The 13,044-nt window shown below is 57.8% G+C and carries 10 protein-coding genes; 5 read left to right on the top strand and 5 right to left on the bottom strand.

Annotation, left to right across the window (positions count from 1 at the left end; all coding sequences use genetic code 11):
* Positions 1-433: 433 nt before the first annotated feature.
* The 3 genes from QP990_RS10435 to QP990_RS10425 all read left to right on the top strand — a co-directional run bounded on the left by QP990_RS10435 (position 434) and on the right by QP990_RS10425 (position 5,098).
* Positions 434-1,681, top strand: coding sequence for an HNH endonuclease signature motif containing protein (locus QP990_RS10435; RefSeq protein WP_248099382.1), 1,248 nt, complete (start codon positions 434-436; stop codon positions 1,679-1,681).
* A gap of 144 nt (positions 1,682-1,825) precedes the next feature.
* Positions 1,826-2,554 (top strand): ABC transporter ATP-binding protein, encoded by a 729-nt coding sequence (locus tag QP990_RS10430; protein WP_023020834.1) that lies wholly within the window; start codon positions 1,826-1,828, stop codon positions 2,552-2,554.
* The gene (locus QP990_RS10425) at positions 2,555-5,098 is read left to right on the top strand and encodes an ABC transporter permease (protein ID WP_200288679.1); all 2,544 of its coding nucleotides are present in this window, start codon (positions 2,555-2,557) and stop codon (positions 5,096-5,098) included. It begins immediately after the preceding gene.
* A gap of 54 nt (positions 5,099-5,152) precedes the next feature.
* Here QP990_RS10425 and QP990_RS10420 read toward each other — a convergent pair whose 3' ends face one another.
* From QP990_RS10420 to QP990_RS10400, 5 genes are all read right to left on the bottom strand, one after another.
* Positions 5,153-7,462, bottom strand: coding sequence for a bifunctional lysylphosphatidylglycerol flippase/synthetase MprF (locus QP990_RS10420; protein ID WP_248099383.1), 2,310 nt, complete (start codon positions 7,460-7,462; stop codon positions 5,153-5,155).
* Positions 7,449-8,651: an esterase family protein gene (locus tag QP990_RS10415; protein ID WP_284799144.1), complete on the bottom strand. Its 1,203-nt coding sequence runs from the start codon at positions 8,649-8,651 to the stop codon at positions 7,449-7,451. Before QP990_RS10415 ends, QP990_RS10420 begins: the two co-directional genes overlap by 14 nt.
* A gap of 61 nt (positions 8,652-8,712) precedes the next feature.
* A complete protein-coding gene (locus QP990_RS10410; RefSeq protein WP_200288682.1) occupies positions 8,713-9,072 on the bottom strand; it encodes a CrcB family protein in 360 nt (119 codons plus the stop codon).
* Positions 9,069-9,371, bottom strand: a complete 303-nt coding sequence (locus QP990_RS10405; protein WP_284799143.1) for a fluoride efflux transporter family protein — start codon at positions 9,369-9,371, stop codon at positions 9,069-9,071. The genes QP990_RS10410 and QP990_RS10405 overlap by 4 nt, the downstream gene beginning before the upstream one ends.
* Positions 9,372-9,381: 10 nt before the next feature.
* Positions 9,382-10,803, bottom strand: coding sequence for a sodium:alanine symporter family protein (locus QP990_RS10400; RefSeq protein ID WP_284799142.1), 1,422 nt, complete (start codon positions 10,801-10,803; stop codon positions 9,382-9,384).
* A gap of 133 nt (positions 10,804-10,936) precedes the next feature.
* On the opposite strand from QP990_RS10400, the gene pgm reads away from it, so the two are divergent.
* Both pgm and QP990_RS10390 read left to right on the top strand, forming a co-directional pair.
* Positions 10,937-12,553 carry a phosphoglucomutase (alpha-D-glucose-1,6-bisphosphate-dependent) gene (gene pgm, locus QP990_RS10395; RefSeq protein WP_284799141.1) on the top strand — a complete coding sequence of 539 codons (1,617 nt, stop codon included), beginning with the start codon at positions 10,937-10,939 and terminating at the stop codon, positions 12,551-12,553.
* A gap of 16 nt (positions 12,554-12,569) precedes the next feature.
* Complete coding sequence (locus tag QP990_RS10390; protein ID WP_023020842.1) at positions 12,570-13,034, top strand: MauE/DoxX family redox-associated membrane protein; 465 nt, start codon at positions 12,570-12,572, stop codon at positions 13,032-13,034.
* The last annotated feature ends 10 nt before the right edge of the window (positions 13,035-13,044 follow it).

Here is a 13,044-nt window from a genome sequence, read left to right as displayed (position 1 = left end):
ACTGCAACCGGGAGGTTGTGGGAGAGTAAGTCACCGCCGACACCAAACAACAAACACAACAAAATACAACAAAGAAGCCGTAAACACACAACACAGTGATGTTTACGGCTTTTTTGCGTTTTCCACATACTTTACAGCCGCCTTCGGTCCGGAAGATCAGCCGTCTTGACTGCCCGTACTTGACTTCCCGTAGGGGTTATGTGAAGAAGCGGCCATTAATCCGCCTAAAGACACCAGCGATGCCAACCCTCAACCTTTCCTTTTACCCCCGTTGCCTATTAAGGGTCGACTCTGGGGATCCCTGCGGGTTTAGGTAATCCTATTCGAACACAAACACCCCCACCAAGGTCATATGTCCGGTACTTGGGATAGTATTTGAGTACTCGTTAGAAAACAGATACGAATCTGTCTCTTCTCGTTGGAGTGCCCCGCTGTGACTGCCACATTATCCCCACCCGAACCTGATGTTGCCCTCGACTACCCCGACACCCTACTCATTGACGACCCAACCTCCACCGGCCCCAACATCGAGCCGGAAGTCCCCGAAGCGTTCTATACCACCAACGCACCCGGCAACCACATCGGCCAAGCCGGCACCTACACGCGTAAAACTTCCTGGTTCCTCTACCGCGCAATCCTGCCCCAACTAGACGACGACGTCGACTTAACCCTCACCAGCCTGGCCAAAGACCTCGGCATCTGCTATTCCAAACTTCTCGGGTATATCCGCGCCCACTACCGCATGCGCCAACTACCCCTCGTCACCGAAGTGCAAGGCCAGCACTGGATACTCGATCTGACCAAACTGCGCATCATCGACCGCGAACTCAACAGACTTGAAGACAACCCTGACCACCTCGAAGCTATCGACGCAGCACTCGCAGACTTCCTCACACCCACCACACCGAACGAAACAGTACCCGCCGACGCCGACCTACGCCGGTTTATCCGCACCTTCATCGACACCCATCTGCGCCCAGAAGATAAAGAACAAAAACCCGAACCACGGCTGCGCATCAACTACAACCCGGACAACACCACCACACTCACCCTCACCTGCGATACTGCTACCGCCACCGTTATCGCCCACCACATCGACGCCTACACCAATAAAGCCAAAACCACCGCAGCACAAGGCCTTATCGACCTCATCTTGGAAGACACCCAAACTAGCGTCGCGATCAACACCTTTACCACCAACGAAGACACCAACAGCGTCTACATCCCAGGCGCCGGATGGATAAACATCAACCAAGCACCCATAGACCACGCTTTCGTGCGCTGCCTAGTCGCCGATGACGTTGATGGTTACACCCCAAATGTTGACATCCGCGCCTACACCCAAGGCAGAGACGCCACCTGCCGCTGGCTCGGCTGCACCATCCCCGCCACACGATGCCAACTAGACCACCGCATTGAATACCACCAAGGCGGACCGACCAGCCCAGACAACCTAGTAAACCTCTGCCAACACCACCACAACATCAAAACCGACCGCCGCGTCCACTACATCCTCGACCACATCACCGGCACCATCGCCTGGCTCCACCGAGACGGCACCTACCAACTAGACCACCCCACCGGGCCCCTAGCCACACACCAAACACACTGGAACCACACCTGGGCACAATACCTCGCACTACAACAACAAAGAACAAAAAGAGGAACGGCAACAGATTAGGTTGATGGCAACCGGAGTACGGCTCCATGATTGATCTCGCCATGCCTTAGTGTGCCGTTTTCCTCCTCTGGGATGATGCTGGCCGTCGTTCATGGTAGCTAAACTATAAGAGGTAATTTCCCATTTACAAGGAGAATTTGTTTCATGACTGATGCTGCGGCTCGCGCCGTTGACTTGTTCAAGCAATACGGAAGCGATGACACAGCCGTTGTGGCCCTGGATCATGTTTCCATTGAGTTCGGCAAGAGCGAATTCACTGCGATCATGGGCCCATCGGGCTCCGGTAAGTCGACGCTAATGCACACTATGGCTGGTTTGGATTCCGCGACTTCCGGTTCGGCGTTTATCGGCGATACCGATATGTCGGCGCTCAACGACAAGGACATTACGGCGCTGCGCCGTGATCGGCTGGGCTTTATTTTCCAGTCCTTTAACCTTGTTCCTACGCTGACTGCCGCGGAAAACATCACGTTGCCGACCGACATTGCGGGTAAGGACGTCGATAAGCAGTGGTTCGAAGAGGTAACTCGCCGTCTAGGCTTGGCAGAGCGCTTGGAGCACCGACCGGCTGAGCTATCAGGCGGTCAGCAGCAGCGCGTGGCCTGTGCCCGCGCGCTGGTTTCCCGTCCGGAAATTATCTTCGGCGATGAGCCAACCGGCAACCTGGACTCCAATTCTTCGGCCGAGGTGCTCGATATTTTGCGCACGGCAGTGGACAAGGATGACCAAACCGTGGTCATCGTGACGCACGATGCGAAGGCAGCGTCGTACGCGGACCGAGTGGTTTTCCTTGCTGACGGCAAGCTTGTCAACGAGTTGCACAATCCGACGATGGAGGCCATTCACCAGGTAATGGCGGAGATTGAGGGCTAAATGGCACGCGGAAATGCAATGCGCAGGGTGTCCCTGCGCAATATCGTGGCGCATAAGTTGCGCCTTGGGCTGACAATTCTCGCGGTGGTCTTGGGCACAGCGTTTATTGCCGGCTCGTTTATGTTCACCAATTCGCTGAAGTCTACTTTTGACTCCGCCGTGGATAATGAATTTCGTGGCGTGGATGCGGTGGTGAGCCAGAAGGACGACAATGGCGCGAAGCTGGATGAAAAGCTTCGCCAGAAGTTGGCCGATGATGAAGATGTCAAGAACATCAATATTGCGGATTCGGAGACTGTCGTCGCAGCCAATGAGAACTCGGAGGCCTATCAGACTCAGGGCGGTACGGCCAGCGTTGTCCCGTTTTATCCAGAGGATAAGGTCGTTGGTGGTGCCGATAAGCTGAAGGAGGGCGAGGAGCCGAGCGGTAAGGACGAAGTCCTTGTCAATTCCTCCGCGGCGGATAAATACGGAATCTCCGTGGGACAAAAGCTCATTGTGGTTCACCCCGATGAGCAGGATACGGTTACCGTTTCTGGTATCTCGGAGCCCGCCGTCGACCAGGGCGATAGCATCGTGCTGAGCATGGCCGAGAAGGACTACCTGGAGCGCTACGGCGATCCGAGCCAGCTCAAGGTTTCTGCGGCCGAAGGCGTGGATGCGAACGCCTTGGTGGATCACCTAAATGACAAATATGACGTCAAGGCGGAGTCGGGCGAGCGCCTGGCGGAGGAAACCTCTGAGATGATGTCCTCCGCCTTGAAGTTCATTAACTACTTCCTCATTGCGTTCGGCCTGATTGCACTGCTGGTGGGCACGTTTATCATCGCTAATACCTTCTCCATGATTGTCGCGCAGCGCACCAAGGAATTCGCTCTCCTGCGTGCGCTGGGTGCTTCCCGCCGCCAGATTACGAACTCGGTGGTGGTGGAATCTGCCATCGTGGGACTTCTGGGTTCCATTGTCGGCGTTGTTGCCGGCATGGGCTTGGTGGCCATCATCAAGGCAGTAATGAGCGCGAAAGGAATGCCGTTCGACGGTGGCTTGGGCCTGAGCGTTTCGGCCATCGTGGTCCCGATTATTTTGGGCACCATCGTGACGGTCGTATCCGCGTGGGCCCCGGCACGGCGCGCAGGTCGCGTGCAGCCGGTTGAAGCGATGCGCACCACCGAGTCTGCTTCCGCAACGTCCCTGAAGGTCCGCACGATTTTCGGTGCCATTATTTTGCTGGTTGGCATTGTTGCGGCGTTGGCAGGCGTGCTTTCCGACGGCGAGACGAACGTCCGCGCCGTCCTCGTCGGTGTGGGCGCGTTCGGGATCATTGTCGGATTCTTCTTGGCTGGCCCAGCCCTGTCGCTCCCTTTGGTGCCGACGGTAGGCAAGGTAATCGGTGCGCCTTTCGGTGCTATCGGTTCTTTGGCGGCGACGAACTCGCGTCGCAATCCACGCCGCACGGCTGCTACTGCATTTGCCCTGACCCTAGGCGTGGCCTTGGTGACGGCTATTGGCATGCTTGGCGCGACGATGAAGTCCTCCGTGGCCGATACCGTGGAGCAGAACATCACCTCCGATTACCTCCTTTCTGGCCCTAGCTCCGGTGAATTCCCAACACCGAAGGACACTGGTAAGCGTGCGGCTGAGGCTGAGGGCGTAGATAAGGCCATCACCATCGGTATGGCTCCGGTGACCGTTGATGGTCAGGCATCGATGGATTATGGTCCGCAATTCCAGCAGACCACGACTGCGGATGGAGATCCGTCGTCGATGATTGCGCTCGACATGGTCGAGGGCGATGCCAACTTGGATAAGGGATTCATTGCTACCGAAGACTTTGCCAAGGAACACGGCTGGAAGGTAGGAGAGACCTATAAGGTAGCTTCTGCGGAAAAGGACAAGAAGGCCGAGGCCAAATTGGTCGGCATCTTTAAGCCCACCGATGTGGTGCAGAATATGGTGCTCTCACAGGAGGTAGCTGAAAAGGTTGCACCGGAGAAGTCCTTTACCGTCCAGATGGTGGGCGTCTTGGGTCAAGAAGGCTATGACAAGGAAGAACTGCGCCATAACCTGGAGGATGCGGTCAAGGATCTGGTTGTGGTTCAGGTCAATTCCGGTGAGGAGTATGCGGGCCAAGCTGCAGGCTTTATTGACCAGATGCTCTCCATCCTTTATGGTCTGCTCGCCCTTGCCGTCATTATTGCGGTGTTGGGCATTGTCAATACCTTGACCTTGGGTGTAATCGAGCGCCGCCAGGAGATCGGTATGTTGCGGGCTGTGGGCACACAACGCCGCCAGATCCGCACGATGATTACCCTGGAGTCGGTGCAGATCGCGCTCTTTGGCGCGGTGATGGGCATCCTCATTGGGCTCGGCTTGGGCTGGTCCTTCATCAAGATCCTCGGTGATGAGGGACTAGACTCTGCGCAGATTCCGTGGGCAATGGTGCTCATTATGCTTGTGGGCTCGGCCCTCGTCGGCATTATCGCGGCAGTATGGCCGTCGCACCGCGCGGCGAAGACACCGCCATTGGAAGCAATCGCCGACTAGCTCCCTAGTCTAAGGCCTCCCCTCATCACACGTTGAGGGGAGGCCTTAATGCTTTTACGCGGCCATCCATGCCTTGACTGCCGATACCGCATCCTTGGTCTTCATATCGGGCAGGTAGGCGTGCATGGTGGCCAGCGCGATGGAAGGAAGCTTCAATTCATCGTGATAGCACAGGTACCACGGGTGCTCCTCGGGCTGGAATTTGCGCTTGCTGGCCGCGAGGGTGCGGAAGCCATAGAGAGGTTCTACTTCCTCCCCAATGCGATTGAGGGCGACGTCGAGCCAGTTAGGCTCGTCAGGCTGTCCAGCCAATGGCGCACCGGACAAGGAGATCCAGGCAAGGCCTTCGGACTGGGCAATGAGCATAGCCTCTGAGATGAGGAGCTCAATTACTCCCTTAAAGCCGTGCTCGTTGCGGCGCATGACGTCGAGAACGTAACCGGCAATAGCACCATTTTCGTATACCGGCATCCAACTGGTCACACCATGCAAAGTGCCGTCGGCGGACTCAGCAAGCAAAAGCCGGGTGCCGGTCACCGTCATTTCTTCTAAGCCGCCGAGGGTAAAGCCCATCTCGGGTAGGGCCTTGTCGGAAACCCAGTCCTCGCTGAGTGCGCTAATGCGGGCGATAGAAGCAATATCTAGCTCCTCCCACGTGGTCCACCGAGTACTAACTCCTTCCTTCTCGGCTTTGTTTCGGGCCGTGCGCACATTTTGGAATTTCTTTCCTTTGAATTCCACGGATTCGCAGTTGAGGACTGCTTCTTCTGCAACTTGAAGGCGCTTGAGCTGCGGGTGAGCATCCGCGAACTGCGCATTGACGGAATACCACGCCACGGCCCAGCCTTGCTCGGAGGCAAAGCGCTCGAATTCGGCGCTGATATCGCGGCCGACGGGGGCGCCCAGCGTGAGCGCAATGCCATTGGAGACACGGTAGGCCACATAGGAATCACCGTGGAAGAAGTACCGGTTGGATTTCCACAGCGTCATAAAGGAAAGATGATCGCCGGTGCCGGATTCGAGCAGGTGGCGGGCCGCGTCGCGGTCGGATTCTTGCGCAGGGTCAACGGGCCGAGAAAAGCCAAGGTAGAGCCGGACTGCCAGCAGGATCCAGAAGGCGTTTCCAACCCATAGGTAGATGAACCAGGAAAACATCGTTGCCGGCGCGACGTGGTGGGGAAGGATAAGCGCAACAACGGCCGGAACGAAGCGCAAGGGAGTCTCTGCGAGGATGTCGGCAAGATTTGCTGGGGGAACGGTGTTGTGCAACGAGGCCGTAAGGATCCACAAGCCCGCGCCGAGGGAAGAGGCAAGGATGGCGAAGACAATAGTGCGGGTGAAAAATGCGCGGTTTTCGCGGATCCGGAAGAGCGAATAATTGATAAGCAGCATGAATAGCGCCAAGAGCCAGGGCAGGATGACGAGCACGAGGTTGGACAGGAGGTAGCTCAGGCGGGAATCATCCCAAAGCTGGTAGGTCAGCAACGCGATGGCCAGTACTTGGGTGATAACCGCCATCCACCAAGCGAGCACGCGGCCCCGCATGAGACCAAAGCACACCACCAGCTGGATGATGAATGGCATGATATTGGCTACCAAGGCGCCGATGCCTTGGGCACGGGCGAGATCGACTGCGGCAGTGCAACTGGTAGAAGTTAGCGAATCTGCGCAGACTTGAGTGGCCTCCAGAGCCGAAAGGTGTGGTGCCCACAGGAGCTGTGTGATTTGGGAGAACGGACCTTCGGCCATGGGGTCGAGTGCCACGAAGGCAGGGCCAATGGCTACGCAGGCGATACCGACGGCGAGGAGCACGCGACGCTCCCTGATGGAAGGCGGCGCGGATTCGGGCTTAAAGAGCAATTGGCCAGCCGTAATGGAAAGCATGGCGGCGACGATGCCGAGAACATCTGACATGGTGCCGGAGTAGAGCACAAAAGTGGCGGTAAGCACGATAAGCGAAACGCGCAGTCGGCGGCGCCATAGGCGGGGGAGTAAAGCCGAAGCAAAACCAGCGGCACCGGCGATAAAGCCGATAGGGGTGAGGAAGGTATCGCTCAATAAGTCATTGCCCCATCGATTTAGGCCTACGGTCTCAATGCCGCGGGCGAGCACGATGGACAGCGGGACGCTGATGAGCTGGGAGACAACTCCTACCGCCAATGTGCGCAAGGAACCTAAGCGCCATTCAGCGGGAACGAGCCAGAGCACGATGAGCACGGACAAAATAATGGCGCCACCGGGGTGCGCGGTAGTCAGCGCCAGCCAGTGGGAGGTGGGGAAATCCACTAGGTGAAGTGCCCACATAATGACTAAGACGGCTAGGGAAACGGGAAACCTGGTCAGGATGGTTTTAAGAACGGACATCGTGGGCTCCAATTCCATCGAAGGGATCCTTGATAGCGGTCATTCCACCGCGGCTAGCGGCCCAAGCGAAGGATTCGCGCAGGGCTGGGCGCCACACCTGGAAGGAGTGGCCGCCGGGCCGGGTGCCAAAGTAGGTTTTCATGCCGGCGGCGCGGGCGGCATCGGAAAGCGAGCGCAAAGCATTGACCGAAGCAGTGTCCTTATCGCCAGCGATGAAGATGGCTTGGGTAGAGAAGTGCTTGTGGGCGAGCAGGTGGGCGGGGTCTTGGTCATTGAAGGCGGAGTCGTCCCCGGCGAAGAATTTCTTCACCGTCGCCGCGTGGTTGCCAATGGTGGGCTCAGCCTCGCCGGAAATGTCGATGATGGAACCATAGGCTTCGGGGCGGTTGGTGGCGATCTGTAGGGAGCAGGTGCCGCCGTAGCTTAATCCGCCCACCGTCCAGGTGCGCTGATCCGGGTTGACTTTGAATTTTTGTTTAATGGCCTGTGGTACGTCCTGGCTGAGGTAGGTCATTACCTTAGCCTGGGAGCTATCGGCGCAAATGGGGTTGGCGGTTTCAGAGCCGGTGGCGTCCACGGCTATGACGATGGGGCTGCGGCCCCCGTTAGCCGCCTGGAATTGGTCTGCAGTTTCGGCCGCCTCGCCCGAACCAAACCACTGATCTGGGCCGCCCGGGTTGCCGTGCAGGAGCACGATGACAGGCAAGGTGTGGTCCGTCCAGTATGCCGGCGGAATATACGCCGTGGCTTGCCGAGCGGCGAAATGGGAGGTGGTGCCGGGAAGATCCACATGGACGATGGCTGCACCAGACTTGGTGTGGGAAAACTCTTCGTAGCTCATTTCCTTTGCCACAGGGCGCGGGTCAAGGGACGCAATATCTGGATAGGTTTGATATTCCATGTTGACGATGCCGACCGTGGCCAAAAGGGAAAAGATTCCGGCGGTGACCGTGACAATCTTGGGCTTGCGTATCAGCGCCGCCACGGGGACGAAGGCGGCGAGGAAGATGTACCACGGTACTTGCCAGTGACGGAGTAGGAACCAAGCAATAATGCACAGCAGGGCGGCGATGACCAGTGGCCACACCTTGCGTTGGAGGAAAATGATGATGGCCGCAATCGCGAGGATGGCGTAAAAGATCACGCCATTGATGGGATCCGCCAAAGGCAGATTCAAAAGGAAACTCACGCGAAAAATATTAGGCCTGAGCGGGCCAAAAGTAACTGCTAGATAGCTGGGAGTTTACCCCTTAAATCCCGTGATAAATGCGGGCCGTCCAGATGGTGCCGCGCCAGGCCAAAACGATGCCCAGTCCGATGGTCCAGAAGAGGTATTTGCTAAGCCGCCACCACTGCCTGCGTTTGATCATTTCTCCTAGTTCCTTGGCCAGCGTGGACCAGGTGGACAGGCCACCTGCAAGGCCGAGGGCGAGGAAGGGGTGGATGAGGGGGACGTCGGCAAGCTGGGCGAAACCATAAGCCAGGCCGAGGGCGAGGGAACCCAAAATATTCGCCACGAAGGTGCAATAGGGGGCAGGTAAAAGCCGGGTAAAACCATAGCGGAGGCTGCCGCCTATGAGGCCGCCGAGAAGGACGCAAAGAAGATTCATCGCAGCTTGTCACCCGCCAGGTAGCCGCCCACGCAGCCAACGATGGTGGCTAGAACATAAGCCAGAGCGATGGTCCAGTGCGCCTCGGAGGTCAGGAAAGCGAAGGTAGCGAAGCTAGTGAAACCGCCCAGCACGCCCGTGCCCCAGAATGGGCTGGGGCGGAAATAACCCATGAGCGCGCTGCCAAGGATATTGATGATGAGCAGCGGGAACATGCCGCCGCCGAGTGCTACGGAAAGCAAGTATCTGGCAGCCGCACCGAGCGCGGCGCCAGCACCCACGACGAGGAATTGAGGCATGCGGCCTATGTTACTTCCAGTCCATTCCCTGGGACTCTACGAACGCGCGGACCTCATCTACCGGTTTAGTGAGTTTGGGATCAAAGGCTAGGTACGCCTTAGTCTCGCGGGCTACTAGGCCGGAAAGGAGGAGTAGCCCAATGAGGTTCGGGATGGCGATGAGACCATTGGCCAGATCGGAGAAGGTCCAGGCAAGCTCGAGCTCCGAGACGGAACCGACAAAAAGCAGGCAGGCAAAGAACATGCGGTAGGGGATGGAAGCTTTGCGGCCGCACAGGGATTCCAAAGAACGCTCGCCATAATAAGCCCAGGCCATGATGGTGGAAAAGGCGAAGAAAATAATGGAGAGCGAAACGATGGTGCCGCCCCAGTCGCCAGGCAAGACACGGGAGAAGGCCTCGGCCGTCATGATTCCGGCTTCGTCGCGGCCCATGTCCCAGGTGCCGCCCACCACAATGACCAAGCCGGTAATGGTGACCACAATGATGGTGTCAATGAAGGTTTGCGTCATGGAGACTAGCCCCTGGCGCGCCGGGTGCGGGGTTTTGGCGGCCGCCGCGGCGATGGCGGCGGAGCCCATGCCGGACTCATTGGAGAAGATGCCGCGGGCGACGCCGTATTGAATAGCCATCATGAAGGTAGAACCCACGAAGCCGCCGCCGGCGGCCGTGCCGGTGAAAGCACCGCTGAAAATCATGGCGAAGGCGGCGGGGATCTCGCTAGCGTGCGAGAAGATCACAAACAGTCCACCAAGAACATAAACGATGATCATTAAAGGCACGAAGGCCGCGGTGATGCGGCCGATGGCCTGGATTCCCCCGAGGAGTACGGAGCCTACCAAGACGAACAGGATTGCACCGGTGGCCGCTGGGGCGATGCCGAAAGTGGATTCCATATTGGTGGCCACGGCATTGGCTTGGGCGAGGTTGCCGATGCCAAAGGAGGCGCAGATTGCGAAGATGGCAAAGAAGACAGCTAGCACGGAGCCGAGCGGTCCGGGGATACCGCGCTTGAGATATTGTTGCGGGCCGCCGGACATCTCGCCATTGGAGTCGGTGGTGCGAAAGCGCACACCGAGGTACGCCTCGGTGTATTTAGAGGCCATGCCCACTAGGCCCGTAATCCAGATCCATACCAGCGCGCCGGGGCCACCAATAGACAGCGCGGTGGCCACGCCCACGATATTTCCCACGCCTACGGTGGCGGCAAGGGCGGTGGTCAGCGCCTGATAATTGGAAATATCTCCTTCGGTGGACTCATCATCAGAGTCTGTGGCAAAGACGTGGCGCGTCGCACGCCCTAGCGTCCGGAACTGGAGGCCACCCAAACGGATTGTCAGCCACAGGCCCGTGCCCAACAGGAGTGGAATGAGGATGAATGGTCCCCAGACCACGGTGCTGATGGCGGAGAGAATGGAATTAAGCGAGTCCATTCTGCAAATCTAGCGAACTATAGAAATGGAGTAAATTTGGCCATACCCCCAGCCGGGGGATCATCCGTCCTGCGCAATCACTGGGGAGAAGGCAAGCTATAGCTATACGGACCCCAACCCCAAGGAGTACGACATGGCCCACGAGCGCGCCGGCACGCTTGCACAACCATCGGACCTCATTGACATCGCAGAATTGGTCACCGCCTACTACACCCGCACCCCGGATGCGGAGAACCCAGACCAGCAGGTCTCCTTTGGCACCTCTGGGCATCGCGGTTCCGCACTCGACTGCGCTTTCAATGAGGCGCATATCCTGGCGATCACCCAAGCCATTGTGGACTATCGCGCAGAGCAAGGCGTTACCGGGGCAATTTTTATCGGCCGCGATACCCATGCGCTATCCGAGCCCGCCATGGTCTCCGCCCTCGAGGTGCTGCTGGCCAATGAGCTGGAGGTTCGCGTCGACGATCGCGGCCGCTATACCCCGACTCCGGCGGTATCCCACGCGATTTTGACCCACCCCGGTACCGACGGCATTGTGATTACTCCTTCGCATAACCCTCCGCGCGATGGTGGTTTCAAGTACAACCCGCCAACCGGCGGCCCGGCCGATGCGCAGGCAACCGATTGGATTGCAGGGCGCGCCAACGACTACTTGCGCGCCGGGCTGGAGGGCGTGAAGCGGACGTCTGTCGCGGGCGTGCTGGACGAGCGCTGCATCAAGCATGACTACGTACACAACTACGTGGCTGACCTTAAGAATGTGGTGGATATGCAGGCTATTAAAGATTCCGGCCTGCGCATCGGCGCTGATCCCATGGGTGGTGCCTCGGTGGACTATTGGCAGGCCATTGCGGATTACTACGGGCTGAATATGACCGTGGTCAACCCTGAGGTGGACTCCACGTTCCGCTTTATGACCTTGGATACAGACGGCAAGATCCGCATGGATTGTTCCTCGCCGGCTGCCATGGCCTCGCTTATCGACGCCCGCTCAAGCTTCGACCTTGCCACCGGCAACGACGCCGATGCGGATCGCCATGGCATTGTCACTCCCGATGCTGGCCTGATGAACCCCAATCATTACCTCGCCGTGGCCATCGAGTACCTCTTTAGTCACCGTCCGCAGTGGGGGAATGCCGGTGTGGGAAAGACTTTGGTGTCCTCCTCTATGATTGATCGCGTGGTGGAAAGCCTTGACCGGGAGCTGGTGGAGGTTCCCGTCGGCTTCAAATGGTTTGTGCCGGGGCTGGTGGAAGGCACCATTGGTTTCGGTGGTGAAGAATCGGCCGGTGCTTCTTTCCTACGCTTCGATGGCTCCGTATGGTCTACCGATAAGGACGGCATCATTATGGATCTACTTGCCGCGGAGATCACCGCAGTAACGGGCAAGAGCCCGTCCCAGCGCTATGCAGAGCTGGCGGAAAAATTCGGTGCCCCAGCCTATGCCCGTACCGACGCCCCAGCTAACCGCGAGCAAAAGGCCATCCTGAAGAAGCTATCTCCCGAAAAGGTCAGCGCTACGGAGCTGGCAGGGGAGGAGATCGTGGCCAAATTAACTGAGGCTCCCGGCAACGGTGCCGCCATCGGCGGTCTGAAGGTGGCGACTAAGAATGCGTGGTTCGCTGCCCGCCCTTCTGGTACGGAAGATAAGTACAAAATCTATGCGGAGTCTTTCCTGGGTGAGGAGCATCTCAGAAAGGTACAAGCAGAAGCACAGGCAGTTGTTACCCATGTATTAGAGGTTTAACGCTAAACTCATCCTCGTGAGTAGCAAGAATAAAGGGAAGCTGGTGCTCGATATCATCAGCTTCATCGCCCGCTTTGGCATGGCCTGGGTGTGGATTGAAGCCGGCGTGCACAAGCTCGGCAAAACTCTGGACATGACCCAAGCCATCAAAGGCTATGACATTTTTACGCCTGATTGGGCTCTTTACCTAGCAACGGTCATTGGCCCATTAGAAGTTATCGGTGGCGTGCTCTTGCTTCTCGGGCTGTTTTTGCGGAGATCCTCCATCGTGGCAACCATCGTGTTGCTGCTGTTTATGGTGGGCATCGCGCAGGCCTGGGCCCGCGGGCTAGATATTGACTGCGGCTGCTTTGGCTATGACGCCCAAAATCCTGACCGCGGAATGGATTATGCGAAGACGCTGTTGCGCGATGCCGCGTATCTATTCTTCACTGTTTGGACTATTAAACGCCCTTTCACCAAGTTTGCCCTTCACCCCTAATAGGTGGGCA

It is taken from the genome of Corynebacterium sp. MSK071 (assembly GCF_030232125.1).
GTDB classification, from domain to species: Bacteria; Actinomycetota; Actinomycetes; order Mycobacteriales; family Mycobacteriaceae; genus Corynebacterium; species Corynebacterium kefirresidentii.
Note: the sequence above shows the minus strand (reverse complement) of the source record. Positions and strands in the feature narration are given on the sequence as shown.